Below are 21,099 nucleotides of genomic sequence, written 5' to 3'. Positions count from 1 at the left end.
TTGTGTCAACTTATTTCAGGACTTGACCGTACAAAACGTCCGATAATTCACACGTGGTTTTAACACATTTGCCAAAACCGATTTTTATTCAAATGAGTATCGCTTACTCAAACTATATACTAACGACCCATGATTTTGAAGCAAAAATTCTAAGAATTCTTGAAACCTTATTGTTTGAATACCTGAAACAAAACAGGCTTTGGGAGTTCTACCGCTACCATAATTATTATCAAAAAGTTAAATTCTCTAAGTTGAAGCTTTACCTGAATGAGCTGAAAACTTCATATTCAATTCTTACAAGTAAACCGCTGGAAAAACAAAGAAAACTTAGAAGAGCATACGATGAGTGGAAAAGAGACTTAAAAAACGAAGTTAAAAGCAACATAATTTCCGAGAGAAAATTTATACATGAATTCATGAAAATTTATCCTAATAGCCCAGCCGTCACCAAATTTGTAGTAAAGTACATACTCAAATTAAGCTCTCGGAAATTCAGACGAAGATTGGAAATGGAAATCAGGAAATTGAATTCAATTTGAATTCTGTCAGTCCGAAATGACCCGGATCGACAAAGAACTCGAATCCCTGGTGGATGAATTATGTTGCGTGAAGGAAAAGGAGAGTAGGATAGTGGTACTGGACGAGGGGTGAGTTTCTCTATACTTAGATAATCAATACTCATTTAAATGAAAAAAGTGAAAGCTATAAATTCCTTGGAAGATCAAAAGAAAAAGATCCTTGGGGAAATAGACCCAAAAATATGGGTAAACACCACTTGTGAGTTATTAAAAAGAATCTTTCCAAAATCTGCTGACTCAAAATCAGAACAATTAAAAAAAATTCAATTTATTCCATGGATGGAAAGAAATGAAATTCTAATTGAACAAGGAATAAGGAAAGGTCGTCTGGAAGCAGCTGGGTATATTGACGCTTTCATTTCAGAAATAAATATAGCAGGTCCTGAGAAAATAGCCGATGACAATCAAATAATGCAGCTAATCAAAAACGTTTATTTCTGGTCCGTTCTTGTTGCGTCTGTTCCTCTATTTTACTGGTTGGGAAATCGTGATGCATCTTTAAGGTTTGATAATGAGAAAATTACACTTTCAAAGGAGTTACGGATTTTAGAAAAGGAAATTGAGAAAAGAGATTCTACGATTTCGCTTTTAAATGAAACAATAATGAGAAATAAAATCACTTCTGATAGTTCAAAAGGAGGTAAGGAAAATAAAGCGATGGAATGAAAATCACCTGCTGGTTGGAATTTGCAATTCCACCCATTTGTCTTTTGGGATTTGAAATCCCACCACCCTAAAGTCGAACCCTCGATCGACACCTGGGCAACCGAACATCAATCCACCACAGGAACTTCCTCTCTGATGATCGTTTTCTTTTTCCGGAAATCCAAAGATTGAAAAAGTGTGATCCTGATGGAATTGATCGCTCGGGTTTCCCTCAGGTACGGTTGCTGCTGGAGAATAAGCTGGTAGAGTACCGCCAAACTGGTGGTCTTTGTCGGCGAAATCATTACCCCCGCCAAAGTCCGGTTCTGGTCAAAAAGCATATAGCCAATGTCCTCTTGGTTGTGGATGAAAAACTCATTGGCAACCTGCCAACGCAGCGAAGTCTTCCTTTCCGGATTTCGCGGAATAGGCCCATCCAATTGAATCAGGTAGCGGTATCTATTTGTCAAGAAAACATCGGTTTCGCCCAAGCTCGCATCGGTAAACAGTTGCCGCCAACGGTGTTCGATCCGGATGCGGTGGGTAAAATTAACTTTCCCGGATCCGTGGTTGAATTGAACCTGTTCATACAGTCGGTTCTCGTGTAGCCAAATCCGGTCTTGCTGGGATGCAAATGTGCCAAACCAAGCATATCCCGCAGTAATCCGAAACCCCGTATTGGTGTGGTAATTGATCCCCATACGGGCAGCGGTAAGGCTCGAATTGAGCGGCACGAGACCATTTGTCCGGTAATTCAGATCAAAGCCATAGCTCCATCTGTCGGCAAATCTCCCGGTATGGTTGTAGGTAAACCACCACTGTGGCTTGTTGGACTGGGAAAAGGCTTGGGTAAAAAATACGAGACTGAACAACAGGAAAAAAAAGAGGATTCTGGCTTTCGACAATTTCGCTACAAACATAAGGTTGAATTTAAAGCAAACTTTCCTTATCGCGAACTATTCAGAAAACAGCACCGCAAATCTTGGAGCAATCTTAGCCAGAATCCCTTTTTCACTTATTAACCCAAAACAAAAACGCGTCAAACTCATTTTCACCCTGCATATGTCTGCAGCGTGATGATATCTGATGTCTAGAAATATTCATTCAAGTTAAGGAACAATCCCTGCGCCCCATTGGCGCCAAAGCCATAGTCAAGACCGAGGTTCACCCTTTTCTTTTCGTTGATCATAAACCTGAGTCCGCCGCCGTAACCGAATACGAAGTTGCTGAACAGGTTGATGTTCTCGGTTCTGCTACTGGCTGTGGAAGTGTTGATGAACAGCACCCCACCCCATTTGTTCTTTTCTCTTTGCAAAGGAAAACGCCATTCTGTCTCGGCATAGACCAAGTCCTCCCCTCTTATCCTTCCTTGCGTATATGGCCTTCCCGATCTTGCAAACATGTCCCATCCGATCGCAGGCAATGCCAAGTACGGCGATGTTCCGCTCGTCACAAACCAACCGTAGCCCCAGAAGGCCAATACATTTCGCGGGCGGGACTTGACCAGGTTCACATAGGTGCGGTACTCCATCCACAATTGGGAAGCACTGGTAGTACTGCCCAGAAACTTCGGAAATGCCCGCAACGAAATCGCCGCCAACTGTCCCTCATAAGGATTTACGACATTGTCACGGCTATCAAAAGTTGCATTTGCCGAGAGACCGGATTGAGAATACTTATCCGTAGGAAGTCCCTTCATGCTTTGGTAGCGATAGTGATGGGTAATACGCTGAGGCTCGGCATCGAGGTCAAGCTGTCTGTCATCGATGCTCCAAAAAACATCCAAATGATAGCCAACTCCATAAAACAGGTTGGTCTTTTTGTGACGCATTTGGACGGTTTGGTAAAGCCGGAAATTGTTGAAGTACATCATCTCCTGCTCTTGGAAGGGAGGATAGGGATTGTCTGAGGGGCCCTCGCCCCCTCCTACCAAGGTACTCTTGTCGAGCACTGAACCTAGTCCGTAAGTTGGCTGCGCGTTGAGATTGAAGCGGATATCTGTCAGCAGGTTGAACTTGTCCTCCTTCGTAAAGGCGTTGGCACGGACGGAGGTAAAGAGTTGATTCAAGGTGGTGTAATAAATCCCGATCAATGCGGTGGAATTCCGGGTAGTTTCTTCCTCCCCCATATTCCAGTTGACACCGGGCAAAACCCCAAACAACACCCCGACGGTCGGATTGGTAGCGACTACCGGTAAAATATTGATGTCAACTTTCTTTTCTTTTTTTTCAGACGGCTCATTGGATTTCACTTCTTCTTGGGCTACTGAAACCAAAGAGCTGAAAAACAAAGAAGCAAGTACCAAAATGAAAGTGTGAGGTATTCTTTTTTGATTCATATAGCGAGTAATATTTAACTAAGCGAATGTAGCTGAATCGACTGTTTCCATGCTTTGATTCTTGCCCACATTCAGTCAATAAATGCAAAGCTATCCGGAACTCGATCTACCACCTGTATAAATTGTTGGCTAGGCAACTATCTAATGCATTACCCTAATCGCTTTCAGGTGTTTTTGCCCTAAAATGATAAATACAGATCTGGTGTAATGAAGACAGCTCAATGGCAATTTGTTAATGCCATTGGGCTGCCTTAATCCTCAATCAATCTTCAACAAAAGCAGGCTCGTCAAAACCACCATCGGCTTTTACTGCTTGAAACTTATCTCTCTTTGTCCCCGGAAGGATTTCGAACCTTGGATCAAACTCATCCAAAAGACCTACCAACTGTCCAAGAATCTGCACGTTACCCTCCACTTTTGCCTTGCCTTCTTTGAGCAAATCCTCAAAAGTCTTAACACCCATCATGGTAAGGTTCAAATCTGCCCGATTCAAGGTCAGCGTCAAATCCGCATTTTTCGATGTGAAACCCTTGAGATTTGAAAGAGTAGAATTGCTAAGCTCAACAATGAATTTTTCGTTGTTATCCGGCGTGATGATGTTCATCTTGAAGGAAATTCCTTCAGCTTTTTTGCTGTTGAGTTTTACTCCCAGGAAGTCCAACCATGTTTCAGTACTCATCGCCCTGATAATGTCAGGAGTGACTGACTTAGGCATTTCACCACCTGGTATTCCATTGCGAAGCTCATAGGCCCCAGCTAGGAAGGTATTTCGGAGGCTCGTACTTTCTTGCTGGTAGCCAATTTGTTCATAACAATCTGCCAAAAGATCCTTTGCTTCCTGGTTGTCAGGCTCTGCAAAAACGAGTTTGTTGAGGATCTCGGCCGCCATCAGATATTTTCCTTCTTTGTAAAGCGCATTCCCTTTCTTAATGATAGGGGCGGATCCACCCATCATTTCAACAAACAATGGTGCTGATTCCCTTTCCGGAATAGGGATAAGAGTTAGCGGGTTTGCATCCCAATAGCCCAAATACCTGTTGATGATGGCGCGGCTATTGTGCTCTACAGAGCCATGGTAAGACCTTGCCGCCCATTGCTGTTGAAGACTTTTCGGAACTTCATACACGTTGTGTACTTCATTTACCGTCACTCCCTGGTTGGCAAGGTTGAGGACGGTATTGTGGATATGGCCGTAGGTGTCACGCTGGGCACGAAGGACTTCCTGTACGCGCTCATTTCCAAATCTCGGCCAATGGTGTGAGGCAAACATCACTTCCGCTTCTTCGCCAAACATGTAGAGTGCCTCTGAAATCTTCTTGGACCAAGTCAATGCATCCCTTACCAATGCACCTCTCAACGTATAGATGTTGTGTATCGTAGCCGTGACGTTCTCTGCCATCCAAAGCGCTTTCTTTTCCGGGATGTAAGTATTCATCTCAACCGGAGCCTCGGTGTTGGGTGTATTTTGGAAGATCATCTTCACACCGTCCACGACAAGTTCCTCGATGGGCTTGCTGATCGAAATCGTAGGTGCAATCAATCCAAGCGCACCTGAAGAGACGTTCTTTGAAAGCGCTTGATCGACGTGTCCATATGGACTCACGGGCAGCAGCACACCATATTGGTAGAAAAGCCTCCTGTTCATCGCATTGCCTGCGATCACGTTCTCAGATACAGCAAAATTCATAAATCCTGCAGGCGCAATTACCTTTACCTTTCCCGCTATCACATCTTCTTCATTGATCACACCCCGTACTCCCCCGAAATGATCGGCGTGGGAGTGCGAATAGATCACAGCGGTCACGGGCCTTTCTCCAAGTTGCTCGTTGGCAAATTTCAGTGCGGCTGCCGCTGTTTCCTTGGTAGTAAGGACGTCGTACAAAATCCATCCTGTTTTTCCTTCGATAAGGGTCATATTGGACAAGTCAAAGCCACGCACTTGGTAGATGCCGTCGGTAACTTTGAACAATCCATAACCCATATTCAGCGTTGCAATCCGCTGGAGCGATGGGTGAATCGTCTTGTAATCCTGATTATTTAAAAGGAAGTCATACCGACCAATATCCCAAATTACACGGCCCTCGGCGTTTTTGATCTGCCTGAAATCCGGAGCAGCGATAAAGCCTTTTTGCGCTTCTTCGTAGTCGCGCTTGTCGTCGAAAGGCAATGTTTTTTTCCAGTTTTCCCAAACCGCGAGCGTGTGGTCTGATGGTGCTTTACCTTTGGGGTCAAAGTGGTCACTTGCAAGTCCAGCAACTTCACTTGGGGAAGCACTTTCTTCTTTTCCTTGACACATGAAAAACGTCAGTGCAAGGACTGCAATGGAGATTTTGGAATAAATACGCATAGAAAGGATTTGTTAGTAATTAAATGTTCGCAGTTTTAAAAATCATCTGATCAAAGTTACGCTTTAAAAATCCGCCAGTCGGTGCCATCGCCTATCGGCTGGACAATTTTTGATAAATATGCGCGAGTTACAAACGCTGTTGTGGATTTTTCTGGGATCTGATATACTCAGAGGGTGTCATCCCCTTGTGCTTCCTAAATGCCAAGGAAAACGAGTTTCTATTGTTGAATCCACTAACCTCAGCCAAGCCTTCCACCGAAAGATGTGCATGTCTACCAGACTTGATGATCTCACTACATTCTTCTATACGTTTTTGGTTGATAAGGTCCGGGAAAGTAGTCCCAAGGACTTTGTTGATGTAGATCGTGAGGATATACACTGGGAAACCCGTATCCTCGGAAAGGTCATGGATTGAATAACCATGCTTCAAAAAATGCTTTTTTTGGCCCAAGACAAGTTCAAACTTTAGTCTGATCTCATCGATTTTCGCTGAAGAGAGATTCTCCTGATGATCGCCTTTTGAAGGGACCATATTCTTCTTTTGCTGAATGGAATAGGAGTTCAGATCCAAGCCATAGAGTATCTTGGGGAAAAATAACAATGAAATGGCGGTCCCGAAGGTGAGTATGACAACGGTGAAAAAAACCAAATAAAAGCCGGTAAGGGAATCCACAAACCAAAAAACCAAAAAGAAGGGAAAGAACACCATCAATTCCAAAAGCAGAAAAACCACGATCCAGATATTCCATTCTCGCGAAAAGTCATTCACAGGTTGTTTTTTCCAATTGCCCCACAATAAATAAACCGAGGCCAGCCAATAGCCGCAGAGAATGACTGACCTCATGGGGGTATAGAAATTATCTGGGAAGAAGCGGGATTGGGTAAACGTGGTAAACAGATACGGGTCCTCGATCTCTGACTTGATCAAAGCAACTTTCTCCGCAGTGCTGAGCAGATAGATCGGCAAATAATCCAAAAAAAATACCAATGCTGGAATCAAGTGCAGGATGTCCCATTTGTGCAGCCCTGTCCCTGAGACCGTATTGCGTATATATAGATATACCAGCGGAATAAACAAAAGCCCCATGAAATTCCCCGTGCGGTACAAATGCGGAAAGTGCACAAAGTTCCCGGAAACGACGAGCCAAATAATGAACGAAACATAAGTCAAAAGTAGAAATCCAATCCCCAGAAGTACATTCTGCCTGTTTTTTCTAACTCCATAAAAAATGAGCACCAAGCCAACCAATAGGCCTATAAACATTGGGAAAAAGTAAAAAAGATGCTTCCAATCCAAGGATATTTCCATATTATTCCGTCGCGGCTCGAAATATGAATTCGGAAGCTAAGGTACCCATTTTTCGATATTTGAGATATCCATGCCAATATTCCTAAAATATTCTCAAAAAAATATAAGGAAACCATGCCGCACTGAAAATTCAAGGAAAGTATTCCTACATTTGGTGTGTTTTAAACATCAAACATCAGTTTTCCCAGCATGAAATTACAATTACAGCGGTTCTTTTTGGGGATTGGCATGACGGCGCTGCTCGCCTGTGCGCCTGAATTACCACAAGATTCCACCTCGCTTGACGTGGTCTATACCAATTACAATCCGGATTACAGTTTTGGGCAAGGTAGGACCTTTGCACTACCCGACAATGTGGTCATTCTCTCTGATGTGCCACCTGTCCAAGGCCAGCGTCCGCCTTTTTTAGAATTTGCCACGGGCCGTTCGATCATCAATGCCATCAGGTCAAACATGATAGCTAGAGGCTTTACGCCCGTCACACAATTCGATAATCCAGATTATGTGATACTTCCTTCCATGACGGACCAAAACGAACTCTTGTTCAGTTACAACTGGTGGTTTTGGGATTGGTGGATACCAAATTTAGGGACTGGCCTTCGTTGGCAGTATCCGGGATTCCAACCTGCGGTAGTGACATCCGTGAGCACAGGATCGATTTTACTGCAATTTGTAGATATGAAAACGGCAGGTACCGGCGGTCAAGTCGAAGTCAACTGGGTTTCCGTAATAAACGGTGCGATCACCGGGTCGTCTTCCAGCAACACTGACCGTGCCGTCATCGGTGTCAACCAGGCATTTATCCAATCTCCCTACATCAAAAGATAGTTTTCATGATCCGTAAAATAATATTTGCAATTGCTTTTTATCTGTTTTCTGTCGGATCCTTTGCACAGGGAACGGTTATCAAGATCAACTACGCACCCAGCATGCCTTTGGGCAATACGGCTGACTTCACCGGGAATTTTAGCGGACGAGGAGCCAATTTTGAATTTCTCAAAATGTCCAATAATCGATTCGGTTTTGGGGTCGAGGCAGGTACCGTGAATTTCTATGAGGAAGTCCCGGACCAGTTATTGGAATCGGGCACGGTAACCGTACACGGCAACCAGTTCCGTTATATGAAAATGACTCCTTTGATGGCTTCGGCGATCTTCTTCTTCACAGAATCAGGCCCCATCCGTCCCTTTGCATCTCTAGCTGCGGGCCTTTCGATCAATAGCAGAACAAGAAATATGGGGATTTTTGTGGAAAAAATTGCTAACAACCAAATAGCCTTCAGGCCGGAATTGGGCGCTGTGGTTGAACTGAGCGATTATGTGGGAATCAAGATTTCGGGCAAATACTACCAAACTTTCGAGAATTCGGCCATGTCAAGCCAATCATGGTTGGGCTTCAATGTCGGTTTTGTTATGCTCAACTTCAACAATTGATTTTTAACCAAACATCAATACCTATCATGAAAGCAAAGCTTACACTGATTGCGGCATTAATCTTAGTTCCCCTTCTAGGAATGTCGCAAACTATCGACGATGAAATCACGCTGATCCAGTCTGAATTTGGAATGGAAAAAAGAGCTCTTGTCGAACAATACATGGAGCTTTCGGACACCGATGCACAGGCTTTCTGGCCGGTTTTCCAGAAGTACGAGGATGAAAGGCGCGCCATCACGCGGGAACGCCTCAAGCTCATCAATGATTACTTGGAGAAATTCGAATCCATCAGTGAAACTGAACTGGATGCGATGGTCAAAAGACGCCTCAAAGTAGATGCTTCGATGACTAAACTACACAGCAAATACTATTCTCAGTTCAAAAAGGCAACCAGTACTACGATCGCGGCCAAGTTTCTACAGCTGGATGATTATATCCAGACCACACTTTTCCTGGCACTATTGGACGGCTTACCATTTTTGGGTGAGAAATAAGGCTGAAAGTCCTTTAAAAACGGCCTGCATTTCCCCTAGATGTGCAGGCTTTTTTATGGTTTTAGCCTAAATTCGGAGAAATTCCAAGAAATACATTCCATTCGCAATTTTACCAGATGAAAAATAATCCATTCAAGTTTGCCACCGTTCTCATAGCCTCCGTAGGGTTATTCGGCTGCGATTCAAACAAGACCTCAGATACAGCACAAACTTCCGCAACCGCCAAAGCAGTGGATGGAATGGTCTGGATAGAAGGGGGCTCATTTTGGATGGGCACGGACGAACTGGAAGCATATGCTGTCGAGCGCCCAGCGGTGCAACGCGAGGTGAAGGGATTTTGGATGGATGAGACGGAGGTGACCAATGCCCAATTCTCGAAGTTTGTGGAGGAAACTGGCTATGTGACCGTAGCCGAAAGAAAAATCGATTGGGAAGAATTGAAAAAACAGTTGCCTCCAGACACACCCAAGCTTCCAGACGATCAATTGCAGCCGGGGTCCTTGGTCTTCTCGCCACCCAATCACCCAGTTTCAACCCAATCAAATGACATCAGCCAGTGGTGGAAATGGGTTAACGGAGCGAGTTGGAAGCACCCTGAGGGACCTAACAGCTCAATCGCGGGTAGAGAAAACCATCCGGTAGTCCACATCGCGTTCGAAGATGCGGAAGCCTATGCCAAATGGGCTGGCAAAAGACTTCCCACCGAAGCCGAGTGGGAATATGCCGCCAAAGCGGGAAAGGAAAAGGTTCGCTATGCTTGGGGGACTGAATTCAGACCCAATGGACAGTTCATGGCCAATACCTTTCAGGGCGATTTCCCACACCAAAACCTTGTCGAGGACAATTTTGCTGGTACTGCGCCCGTCAAAAGCTTTCAGGCAAATGGCTTCGGCCTTTATGACATGATCGGCAATGTATGGGAATTGACAGCGGATTGGTATGATGCGATCCAGTTCAGCCGGGTTGCTGGCATTGCCCCTCCCCTCGACAGCGCGATGAACAAATGCTATAATCCTACCAATCCCTATGCGCAGGAAAAAGTCATCAAGGGAGGCTCATTTCTCTGTGCGGATGATTATTGTATCAATTACAGGCCGTCAGCCAGACAGGGACATGCCTACGACAGCGGCACATCCAATGTTGGATTCAGGTGCGTAAAGGATGCAGAATAGAGATCAGTGTTCCATAGTCGGCACCCTCCCGTCTATGGCAACAAGGATAGTCGCTTTTCCGATTGGCCTTCACACCAAAATAATTTTGACCATTTGGACTGGTGAACCAAAGATTGCTTTAAATTAAAGGATCCAAATTGCTAGGAATCAAATAAACCCAAGGCCAAAGGCGCCCGTCTACTATGAAAGCTGTACTGTTGTTCCTCCTCCCCGCGATGATTTTTTGTTCGGTTTCATTGGCTTCGCAGGACACATTGCCACCCCAAGAAAAAAGGATCAGGGACCTCAGGATCGTGCCGCTTCCCGCGGTGGCTTCCAATCCTGCCAACGGATGGATGTTTGGATTTGCGCCCTCTGCTACTTGGTATATGGGCGATCCCGAAGACACCAGAATTTCCAATTTTGTTGGTAATTTCCTCTACACGACCAAAAAGCAGTGGATTTTCAGCTTCAGGAGCAATATTTTCCTCAATCAAAACAAATGGATTCTCGTGGGTGATTGGCGATATTTCATCACCTCCCAGCCGACTTTTGGGTTGGGTAGTACAGCGCCGAATATTCCAGCAGAAAACCCCAATCAGGCGGGAGTCTGGTGGGGGGAGCAGCAAATGGATTTCAGCCTTTTTCGCTTTTATGAAACGGTTTTGAAACGAATCGGCGACTCAAAATTCTATACGGGAGTTGGGTACCATTTCGATAAACATTCAAAAATCAACAACTACACCAACGAGGCCGGAGGAACAAACCTTGCATTTTCGCATGATGCCTATAACCTGGCCAAAGGTTTCTCGACCGACAGCTATGTGCTTTCTGGGTTTACGATGAACCTAATAATGGAAAACCGCGACAATCCTACATCACCCTATGAGCGAAACTTCGCCCTGCTTTCCTACAAAGTAAATCCCACATGGCTGGGTTCGGATCAAAACTCAAGTACGCTGCTATTTGATTACAGGCACTACATCAATCTCAGTGAGCGGCGAAAGAGGCACCTGATCGCTTTTTGGGGTTATGGAAACTTCCTGGTCTCAGGCAATCTCCCCTACATGAATCTTCCATCTTTGGGTTGGGATATGTTTGGAAGGACAGGCAGAGCTTATGCACAGGGTCGATTTAGGGGCGAGAGCATGGTCTATACTGAAGCAGAATATCGATTTCCCTTGCAGCAAAACAAGGAGACTTTCGGTGGGACTGTTTTCGTAAATGCGGCCAGTTTCGGCAGCCGAACCACAAACGAGCAACTGTTTACCCAAATCAACCCGGGCTATGGTGTGGGACTTCGGGTGATGATCAACAAGCGGAACAGAACGACGATTTCCGCCGACTATGGAATCGGTCAAAAAGGGAATTCAGGATTTTACCTCAATGTGAACGAAAGCTTCTGATAAACTCATAAAAAAAAGCGGGTGTTTGGCCCGCTTTTCTCTGGTTATTGAGATACCGATTAATTGGACGAGGGTCCGTCCTCTTCTGCCTGTTCTTCAAGATAGACAACCTCGTACATGTTTCTTCCATTGACCTGTACAGGCATGTAGTAAGTTTCACCATAGGCCAAAAGGATCACATCGCCCATCTTGACTTCTTCTCCGCCGTCAGGCAGGTTTTCGACGAGCGCTCCCGCAGTCGGTGGCACGACTGTATATCCTTTGGCAGATTTTTCGTAGAAAGTTCCGCCCCAGAAATAATTCATAGTGCCATCGTCTAGTTTCACTTTTTCAGCATTGTCTGGGATCGATGATACTTCCACTCCTACCGGACCTGGGACTACTACATAGCCTTCGTCGTCTTTTTGGTAGAATACCCCGTTATCGTAGTGGAATTCATTGACCACATTGGTCACGTTGGTGATGTTGGTGACGTTGGTTTCATTGGTGACGTTGGTCACGTTGACGACTTGTGCAGTTGGAGGTAAAGTCGCTACCGGAAAACCCCATGGATGCCACCATGGACCCCAGAAGAATGGTCGAAACGCAAACCAGAAGAATGGGTTGGCAGACCACATCATCCATGGGCCAAACATCATCGGTGGCCTCATCATCATAGGTGACATCACGTTGACACGGACCACGGTATTTCTACTTGCATTGATATTGATGTTATTATTATTTCCGATGTTGATGTTGTTTCCTCCTGGACGATTACCCGAACCAGGCCTGTTGCCAGAACCTGGGCGATTTCCGTCACCCACACCCGGATTTCGTCCATCAGAGGGTCGGTTCGATGGCCTTGCATTGGATGCACTTCCAGTGTTGCCGTCTCCCCTTCTATTGGAATTGGATCTATCAGAGACATTGTTTCCAGACTGGTTACGTCCGCCCCCACTTCCTACCGCTCTATCTGATGCGGAAGGGGTACCTTCCCGACTTTGTCTCGCCGCACTGGTAGACCGGTCGGATGTAGCTGGGGCTGTGTTTACCCTCCTATTTGCATCTCGTTGGGCACCTCCATTGATCGAATTTCTCTGCGATGGCTGCGCAGCAGTTCCCTGACGGTTTCCACCGCTTCCTGAAGGAGAGGACATCCCTCCGCGATTTGAAGGTTGCGACATACCTCCACCCCTATTTGACGGTTGGGACATCGACCCGCCAGATCTGGACGGTTGGGACATTGAACTTCCCGATCTTGAAGGCTGGGACATTGAACCTCCGGATCTAGACGGTGAGGACATGCTGCCTCCTCTAGATGCGGCCCCGCCACCCCCACCTCTCGCACCGTGACTCATTCTTTGGGAGAAAGCCATTTCTGGTTGCAAAGCCAACATCGCTAGCAACATTCCCGTGACCGTGTTTTTGACTAATATTTTCAAAGTCTTCATATTCAACATGTATTACTTTTTTGGAACCAAACTAATTCTTCTTGCGCTTTGCGGCGCGGTAAAATCGAAAATCGCGTTGGGCAAATCAGGGTTGACTTTCCAATCATTGAAGACCCCCTCAAAATGAATGGAATGATCGCCTGATTTGTGGATGATCACATATCTCACTGGAAGCATAAACGTATCGTTGCTAAGCCAAAGTTGTACAGATTGCTCCGGACCTTTGGCGGCAATATGGTGACATTCAACACCATCAATATTCACAAGACCCAAATACTTCACATAGTCGCTGTGTTCCAACAAATCATCGGTAAATGTCGGGTAAAAGAAATCAGCAGCTGGAAATTCAAGGCCAAATCCATCATTGACAAATTCTATTGTTTCGTTGATGTTTTCAGGTGTTTCAATAAAACCATAGTGGTTGTAAGTGAGTGAATAGTACATCAGAATGTCTCCATTGTACCAATATGCGTAGCTGTTACTTGGGCTCTTGGTTTGGACATGCAACTTATCGGGGCCGACCGCATGCACCTGATGGGTGGAATACTCCTTGACGAGCCCCAAAGTTGGATGCACTTTGTCGACAGAAGTCTGGAGCCCGAAGCTACACGAAGCCATCTCGCCGATGATATCACTCATCCGGTCCAATAGAACGACGGCTTGCACGTCCACGGAGTCGGTTTGGGCAATTGCCGGTGTGGTCGCAGCAATTACTCCAAGGAAAAAGAGCAGTTTCTTCATAGAATAGATTTAATTTTTCAAAGGTTAGGACGTGACAATGTAAATGGCAAAATATTCTGAAAATTTACGACCAAAATCGCCCAAAAAGAAATGGGGTACCCATGAGTCTGCTTGTGAGTTGAATGTTTTTAGGGAATATTGGCGGATAAGGAATAAACTTACAGTCCAAACCTATACTGAAGCCCAGTCATAAACTGAGTCCTTGAGGAAAGGTATCCGGCCTCCACTCTGACCATCCATTTTTTATTGACCTGAAATTGCGCACCTGTCAGGAAGTTCCAAGGGTCAGCTACCCTTCGGTTCATAGTGTATTGTACGGTCGAGTTTTCGGCATTGCTGAGTGCATTTTCTGCTGCTACCAGTACATCCCCAGCAAGGCCGAGAGCCCTGTTTGCAGCCGTGCGCTTGGCGATATTTGTAGGATTTAGCCGCTCTATCGGAGATAGACTAGCCCACCAATCGTCTACTCTCATTTGGGCAGTTTCGACTCGATCAAAGCCCTGATCTATCCGATTGGAAAAATCCTCGAAATCGACTGCTTCATCAAGTGGAAGTGAACCATCTGTTTCAGCATTGAGGCTAACCCTGAATCCTCCAATCCAGACGGCTATCGCACGCTCTGGCTTTTTCAATTGGAAGTTTCTACCCAACCTCGGGCCAAATACAAAAGTGCGAATTGGCTGCTTCAGCTGGGGAATATCTACCCATGCTATGTTCATATCCAATGCCAAGAAGTTACCACCAATTCCAATTGTAGGCATCACGCCAAATCCAAAGGTTGTTGTCTGGAATTCGATCAAGGATCCTCCCGAGAAGATTGGAGTAAAACCATTGATGGGATCGGGAACATTGACGGTGTACTTTACTTCAGTGGATGACTGAGCCCTTCCAAGTATTCCATAAACGTTCAAAAATGGGAGCAGCCATACATCCGGTCGAAAAGTCAAAGCAGATGCCCGTGATTTTGCCATATCAAATTTCACGATACTCGAAATGTCATACATTTCACCATCATTGAAGCCGACACGGAGGTCTTTCAAAATGATATCGGAGGCTTGGGCGAAATAATTCACACTGATACCTGCAGAATATGGCAAATCATACCCTGCAGCAACCGCTTTTTTTCCTAACAGAGGTAATACGTAGGGATAATCTTCCCTGGACACGCTATCCCGTTGGGCTTCATCTGTTGGATTTATTCCTCTATTGGTAAATACTTGGCCAAGGCTGGCACCGGTCCCAAGCACCAAACCCAGCATTAGTAATAACAACCGCTTCATGCACGAAAATTACATCAAAATGCACCTGGCAAAATTCCATCGAGAATCTGGTCTGCATGGTTTAAATGAATATGGGCAAAATTGAAACTTTGGTTGAATGCAATCCAAAAGTGGAACGGATGAATTTTATCTTCAGGGGAACTGCTACGAAAACCCCATTTGCCCAACGAAAAGACTTCGGACTTCGAGCTAATCTAATCTTCTGGCAGCATCAAATTTGAAATCAAAAAAACGAGTCATCGGGAAGATCGAAAAAAATCGGTCTGGAATAATTCGGCAACCCAACCTAATTTACCAAGCCAATGTAGCCCCTTAAAAAGGATGATTACTCACATTCTTGAATAAATGGAAGGCCCATTTCCCGCGTTTTTGAACAGTGGGAAATGAGCCCTGTATCTGATTAATCAATAATTCAATACTCAAGCACAAGGCTCGAATAGGCTGGAAGTGTCACATTCCCTCCCTCCCACTTTGCATTTCCATAGCTGTAAAGCAAACTGCCAGCTTCCTCAGGCGCATCCAATACGATGGTTTGATCGCTCAAATTGTGAAATACAACCACTTCCTGATCTGCATGCCGCCTGAAAAATGCCATCACAGGGCTTGGCAAATCACCCTCATACAAATCCAAATCACCCAAAGCCAAGGCACGATTGGTGTTTCTAAGTTTGATAATTTCCTTGTAGTGATTGAAATAGCTCGTACTCATCGACTTCTGGATCGCCAATGGCGTCACTGTTTCGTCAATTGAATACTTGGGTTCTATCCAAGTCGCCCGTCCCTTGTCGTTGGCTTTCATATCCCAAAGGAAAGGTTCGCGAATGTTCTCATCAGGTTTTTTGCCAAGCATCCCAATTTCCTCACCGTAATACAGGTAGGGAGCGCCAGGCATTGTCATCAGGATGTTGGTGGCCAGCTTCATTTTCTTTGGATTTTCATCCAAGGAATTAAGCAATCTCGGTTGATCATGATTAGAGGAGATAGTCGCATCAATGAAATCAGGGGTGATCTCTTTGTAGAAATCCAACACTTCCTTTTGCTTCCTTGCCAAGAGCATTCCCTCTTCTTTTTTGAATGACTCGATCAGTGTATAGTGAAAATCAAAATTGAACAAGGCCGGAAGTCCAGGAAGATAGGGGGCTACGATTTCTTTCTTGTCATAAACCTCGCCTACCAAATAGATATCAGGCTTGATCGCGGTCATTTTGTCCCTGAATTCCTTCCAGAACGCATGGTTGTCCAAAGGCCGGTCATCAGGAAAAATATGCTTGGCTGCATCCAGCCTGAATCCGTCCACTCCTACTTCTTCAAGCCAAAATCTTCCTATCTCGTAGATTTCATCCCTCACTTTGGGATTGTCAAAGTTCAAGTCAGGCATGCCACCATAGAAAAAACCATAATAATAGTCTTCCCCGAAGCCTGGGTCATGCCATTGGCGGATGTTGTCACTGTCTAGGGTTATCGTCTTTTTGTTGATAAAATCAGCGATGGTGTCCTTTTGTGCCCATACATAATAATCCCGATAGGGGTTGTCACGGCTCTTCTGGGACTCCAAAAACCAAGGATGCAGGTTGCTGGTATGGTTGATAATCAGGTCGATGACAATCTTGATGTCGTTTTTGTGGGCTTCTGCAATCAGTGATTTGAAATCATCCATTGTGCCATAATCAGGATGGACGCTTTTGTAATTGGTGACATCGTATTTATGGTAGCTAGGGGATTCCATGACCGGCATAAACCAAATGGCATTTGCACCCAATTCCTTGACATGGTCCAATTTCTTGGTAACGCCATTGAAATCTCCAATTCCATCGCCGTTGGAGTCATAAAAAGACTGCACAAAAATTTCATAGGTAATACCTGCGTGAGGCCAGTGATTTTCAACCTTTTTTTCTTTTGAACCACCACAGGAAATCAAAGAGATTAGCAATATTGAGAGAATTAATTGTATTGAACGATTAACCATACTGAATGTCTTTAAAAGGAAAAAGTCACTCTCCGTGACTTTTTCCATTGAATTGATAAAGTTGAATTAGTTTCTGTTGATGGCATTGAGCATGTCAAAAGCCAACTCAAGCCTCTTGATGAAGGTTTCTTCACCCTTTCGCAGCCATACCCGAGGGTCATAGTATTTCTTGTTGGGGCTATCTGGGCCCTCTGGATTGCCCAATTGACCTTGAAGATAAGCCTCATTCGCTTTGTAGTAATTCTTCACACCTTCCCAGAATGCCCACTGCTGGTCAGTATCAATGTTCATTTTGATGGAACCATAACTGTTAGCCTCTCTGATTTCCTCCCTAGTTGATCCAGAACCACCGTGGAATACAAAAAACAAAGGCTTACCGGAGGTTCCGTACTTCTGATTGATATAATCTTGGGAGTTCTTCAAAATGATAGGCTTAAGCGATACGTTACCCGGTTTGTAGACACCGTGCACGTTACCAAATGATGCTGCCACGGTAAACAATTCACCAACCTGCTTGAGGTGTTCATAGGCGTAGGCAACTTCAGATGGTTGGGTGTAAAGCTTTGCGCTATCCACATCTGAATTGTCAACGCCATCCTCTTCACCGCCGGTGATACCAAGTTCAATCTCAATACCCATCTCCAGTTTCTTGAATTCCTGGAAGTATTTCACGGAAATCTCGATGTTTTCTGCTAGAGGCTCTTCAGAAAGATCCAACATGTGAGAACTATACAAAGGCTTCTTAAATGCCTGATAGTAAGCTTTACCTTCCTCCAAAAGTCCGTCGATCCAAGGAAGCAATTTCTTGGCACAGTGGTCAGTATGAAGGATTACAGGAACGCCATAGGCTTCGGCCATTCTGTGAACATGCAAAGCGCCTGATATTGAACCTTGAATTGCGCCAATTTGATTCGCATTACCAAGGCCCTTTCCTGCAAAAAACTGGGCCCCGCCATTTGAAAATTGAACTATAACTGGAGAGTTTACTTTCTTGGCAGTTTCCAAAACTGCATTGACGGTGCTTGTGTTGATCACGTTGACCGCGGGCATCGCAAACTCGCTTTCTTTTGCATAATGCAAAAGATCCTTCAACTCCTCTCCGTACTTGACTCCTGGCTTAAATTTCATCTTGATTGTTTAACAGGTTGATTATTTCTTTAAAAACCGCCTTCTGATGACGTGGCGACTGTCGCTGATTTCAAAGATATAAAGACCCTTGGTATAATTGGCAATGTCCAAGGTCAAAATATTGTCTGTATTGCTCTGCAGGCCTTCTTGTAACAATGCTCCGGAAACATCCACTATCCGATACCTAAAGTTAGTAAACGCCTCTGGTACTACGATTCGGATATGATCTTCCGCTGGGACAGGGTAGATATTGAAATCCGACAAGTCCACTGATTCGGGACCTAGGGAAAGTATCGGATCTTCCAATATGGGCCCCTCTGGTGTCGGAAACTTTTTGTTTGTCATGATCAAAAACTGGTTGGGCCGGAAACGTTGCAGTTGGAGAGAACTGCCAGTCAGGCTAACCGTTTCGCCTGTGATATAGTTATACCAAGTTCCAGGAGCTGGAAAAGTCAGGTTGACGTTGACCAAATCAGTCAATCCGAAATTTCCATACACCACGTAGTAGGTATCCCCGTCAGTAATCTTGATACTTTTGAGTTGCTGGGCAAGATCCAATGTGGCATTTTGCGGCTTATTCAGGAAGTTGTAATCGTTTTTCAATGTGGTCATTGCCTTGTACAACCTCAATAAGCGTTGCCTTTCTGGATTGTTGAGGTATTCCCATTTGGTCGGTTTGATGCCCAGCCTATCGTTGTTCAACTCCACATCGTAGCCAAACTCCTCAAACTGCCACATCATCTTCGGTCCAGGAATTGAAAATGCAAATGCGGCAAGCAACTGGTTACGATTAACGCCATTGTTCAACTGTCTTAAATTGACAGGCGAAGTTTGACCATGGGTGAGTGTTTCCCACATGGTCCGCTCTTCATCATGGCTTTCCATATAGCTGACGAGTGTGTTGTTGGCCCAACCTCTAGTCTGGTAGTAACCCCAATCAAAATTCCGCGAATTACCTTTTGCCATGTCGCGGAAATCAAAATTCATGTTGCCCCAAAACATCATGCCATGGTTAGAAAGCTCCCTTTCCTCGGAGTTTTCAGCAAAATGCTCCAAAATCACATAGGCTCCAGGATGATTTTTCTGGATGTTGTCATATATCCTTTTCCAAATTGTTATGCGGGATGCGTCACGCTGCCCCCATAGCCCGACATTATCACCGGAATTTACTTGGGTAAAGCCTTTGCTCAAATCAAATCTAAAGCCATCCACTTTGTATTCGGTCAACCAATAATTATTGACGGAATCGACAAATGCTTGGGTAAATTCACTCTCGTGGTTAAAATCATAACCGACGTTGAAAGGGTGCTTTGCGGTGCGGTTGAGCCAAGGATTGTCCAAGGTGGGAGCACCATAGTCGCCGTCATTGTACAAACGTACAAACGGGCTTTGTCCAAAGGCATGGTTGAGGACCATATCCAAGATAATCACGATTCCGCGCTTGTGAGCTTCGTCAATCAGTTCCTTGAGGTCATTCTTGGTGCCATAGAATTTGTCGACCGCAAAAAAGAAGGACGGATTGTATCCCCAAGAGAGATTACCTTCAAATTCCTTTATCGGCATCAATTCGATGGCGTTGATTCCAACACTCTTCAAATAATCGAGACGTTCTGTGACCGCTTTGAATGTCCGGCGATCATCAAAATCCCTTACCAAAAGCTCATATACGACCAACTCCTCAATCTCAGGCCTTTCATAATCAAGGTATTTCCATTGGTAAGGCTGCTGGGCTGTTTGCAAGAAAGTAGCCTGGAAATCAGTTTTCCCTTTTGGATAAGGCTTCAATCCAGGATATCGCCCTTGGGCAATGATCTCATCGTCATGGAAAGGATCAGAAACCTTGTCCGCATATGGGTCCCCTATCCTGATATCTCCATCTACCAAATATTGGAAAATGTATTCCTGTCCAGGGGTGAGCCCGGTTAGCCGGTACCAAAACATATTCTTATCCGGCGTGTGGAACATTTGGTAATCCTTGTTGATCTCCCAATTGTTGAAATCGCCTATCACAAATGCATTTTTCTTGCCAGGGGCTTCAAGTACAAGAATTGCCTCCGTATCGGAAATGTAATTAATACCCTTCTTCGCTCCGGCAGGAATCGGTGCTTGTGGGCTAGGACCAACGACAGTGATCGTTACTTTCGATGACGAAGATTCTGCCCCCTTTTTGGCAGTAGCTTCCATTTCGTAAACTCCCTCCACCCCTGCTAGGAAAAAGTACTCAAAAGAGGTTGCACCGAGGGAAGACAAAACCTCGGTCCCATTGGCAGTGAGTGTGATGTCCGAAGGTTCAGAAACTACACCCCTGATCGGTACATTTTCTCCGACTTCAAGCAAAGTGGGGCCAGTTGGATTGGTGATAATGATTTGAAAACCTTGGCTCAAGTCAACAAAAAAATCACCGTTTGTGTCGGTCTTGCCCTCCAGGGAACCTGTAGCATTCCGAAAAACCATCCCGAGTCGGTAGATTGTAGTACCTGTAGGAGGGTTAAAAAGTGTATTTGGCGTAAGTTCAAACTCCCATAAATTGGGAGCTACCTTTGTCATCCTGGCATCAGGATTGGCGGTGCCCCATGCGAAAGGCACTATTGACCAAGTCGTGGATGTAGGTCCGGCTGTTACCGCACCAATATGTATGTAAACTGGATCGACATCTCTCAGACCCGTGGTTCCTTTGGTGGCGTCATAAATGATCTTGACTTTTTGGTCTGCTCGGGGAAATGCAGGTTCTGTAGTGACTTGCGAAAAAGAAAATTGAGCGACAAAAAGAAATAGCGTTGAAAAAATCAGGCGTTTGAATAGGATTCGCATAACTATAATTTTTACTTGAATGAACAAAACCGGTGGCGTCAG

16 protein-coding genes are annotated in these 21,099 nt (G+C 44.9%); 6 read left to right on the top strand and 10 right to left on the bottom strand.

The genetic code is table 11. The features are described 5' to 3' along the window. Window positions 1-686 precede the first annotated feature (686 nt). Window positions 687-1,244, top strand: a complete 558-nt coding sequence (locus C943_RS18450; RefSeq protein WP_008630898.1) for a hypothetical protein — start codon at window positions 687-689, stop codon at window positions 1,242-1,244. Window positions 1,245-1,351: 107 nt separating this feature from the next. Here C943_RS18450 and C943_RS18445 read toward each other — a convergent pair whose 3' ends face one another. The 4 genes from C943_RS18445 to C943_RS18430 all read right to left on the bottom strand — a co-directional run bounded on the left by C943_RS18445 (window position 1,352) and on the right by C943_RS18430 (window position 7,217). Beyond that, complete coding sequence (locus tag C943_RS18445) at window positions 1,352-2,143, bottom strand: DUF2490 domain-containing protein (RefSeq protein WP_008630897.1); 792 nt, start codon at window positions 2,141-2,143, stop codon at window positions 1,352-1,354. A 170-nt stretch (window positions 2,144-2,313) separates the two neighbouring features. Beyond that, the gene (locus C943_RS18440) at window positions 2,314-3,561 is read right to left on the bottom strand and encodes a BamA/TamA family outer membrane protein (RefSeq protein ID WP_081610507.1); all 1,248 of its coding nucleotides are present in this window, start codon (window positions 3,559-3,561) and stop codon (window positions 2,314-2,316) included. A gap of 262 nt (window positions 3,562-3,823) precedes the next feature. Continuing rightward, entirely contained in the window at window positions 3,824-5,908 is a 2,085-nt protein-coding gene (locus C943_RS18435; protein ID WP_008630895.1) for an alkyl/aryl-sulfatase, read from the bottom strand. Between the two features lie 127 nt (window positions 5,909-6,035). After that, window positions 6,036-7,217 carry a helix-turn-helix domain-containing protein gene (locus C943_RS18430; RefSeq protein WP_008630894.1) on the bottom strand — a complete coding sequence of 394 codons (1,182 nt, stop codon included), beginning with the start codon at window positions 7,215-7,217 and terminating at the stop codon, window positions 6,036-6,038. Between the two features lie 189 nt (window positions 7,218-7,406). Between C943_RS18430 and C943_RS21585 the strand changes: the two genes are divergently transcribed. The 5 genes from C943_RS21585 (at window position 7,407) to C943_RS18405 (ending at window position 11,701) form a co-directional block, all read left to right on the top strand. Then, complete coding sequence (locus tag C943_RS21585; protein ID WP_008630893.1) at window positions 7,407-8,045, top strand: DUF4136 domain-containing protein; 639 nt, start codon at window positions 7,407-7,409, stop codon at window positions 8,043-8,045. A 5-nt stretch (window positions 8,046-8,050) separates the two neighbouring features. Further along, window positions 8,051-8,650, top strand: coding sequence for a hypothetical protein (locus tag C943_RS18420; protein ID WP_008630891.1), 600 nt, complete (start codon window positions 8,051-8,053; stop codon window positions 8,648-8,650). Window positions 8,651-8,676: 26 nt separating this feature from the next. Then, window positions 8,677-9,144, top strand: a complete 468-nt coding sequence (locus C943_RS18415) for a hypothetical protein (protein ID WP_008630889.1) — start codon at window positions 8,677-8,679, stop codon at window positions 9,142-9,144. Window positions 9,145-9,260: 116 nt separating this feature from the next. Then, window positions 9,261-10,316 (top strand): formylglycine-generating enzyme family protein, encoded by a 1,056-nt coding sequence (locus tag C943_RS18410; protein WP_008630888.1) that lies wholly within the window; start codon window positions 9,261-9,263, stop codon window positions 10,314-10,316. A 182-nt stretch (window positions 10,317-10,498) separates the two neighbouring features. Then, window positions 10,499-11,701: a BamA/TamA family outer membrane protein gene (locus C943_RS18405; RefSeq protein ID WP_008630887.1), complete on the top strand. Its 1,203-nt coding sequence runs from the start codon at window positions 10,499-10,501 to the stop codon at window positions 11,699-11,701. Window positions 11,702-11,760: 59 nt separating this feature from the next. Here the strand turns inward: C943_RS18405 and C943_RS22120 are convergent, their stop codons facing one another. The 6 genes from C943_RS22120 to C943_RS18370 form a co-directional block, all read right to left on the bottom strand. Next, window positions 11,761-12,837 (bottom strand): DUF6515 family protein, encoded by a 1,077-nt coding sequence (locus C943_RS22120; RefSeq protein ID WP_169334640.1) that lies wholly within the window; start codon window positions 12,835-12,837, stop codon window positions 11,761-11,763. A 306-nt stretch (window positions 12,838-13,143) separates the two neighbouring features. Next, window positions 13,144-13,872 (bottom strand): DUF2092 domain-containing protein, encoded by a 729-nt coding sequence (locus C943_RS18390; RefSeq protein ID WP_008630883.1) that lies wholly within the window; start codon window positions 13,870-13,872, stop codon window positions 13,144-13,146. Window positions 13,873-14,030: 158 nt separating this feature from the next. Then, a complete protein-coding gene (locus C943_RS18385; protein ID WP_008630882.1) occupies window positions 14,031-15,152 on the bottom strand; it encodes a hypothetical protein in 1,122 nt (373 codons plus the stop codon). Between the two features lie 412 nt (window positions 15,153-15,564). Next, the gene (locus tag C943_RS18380) at window positions 15,565-17,118 is read right to left on the bottom strand and encodes an alpha-amylase family glycosyl hydrolase (RefSeq protein ID WP_040481312.1); all 1,554 of its coding nucleotides are present in this window, start codon (window positions 17,116-17,118) and stop codon (window positions 15,565-15,567) included. 66 nt (window positions 17,119-17,184) lie between these two features. Continuing rightward, complete coding sequence (fbaA, locus tag C943_RS18375; RefSeq protein ID WP_008630875.1) at window positions 17,185-18,246, bottom strand: class II fructose-bisphosphate aldolase; 1,062 nt, start codon at window positions 18,244-18,246, stop codon at window positions 17,185-17,187. Between the two features lie 21 nt (window positions 18,247-18,267). Beyond that, a complete protein-coding gene (locus tag C943_RS18370) occupies window positions 18,268-21,057 on the bottom strand; it encodes a DUF4961 domain-containing protein (RefSeq protein WP_008630873.1) in 2,790 nt (929 codons plus the stop codon). Between the last annotated feature and the right edge of the window lie 42 nt (window positions 21,058-21,099).

Source organism: Mariniradius saccharolyticus AK6 (assembly GCF_000330725.2).
GTDB classification, from domain to species: domain Bacteria; phylum Bacteroidota; class Bacteroidia; order Cytophagales; family Cyclobacteriaceae; genus Mariniradius; species Mariniradius saccharolyticus.
Note: the sequence above shows the minus strand (reverse complement) of the source record. Positions and strands in the feature narration are given on the sequence as shown.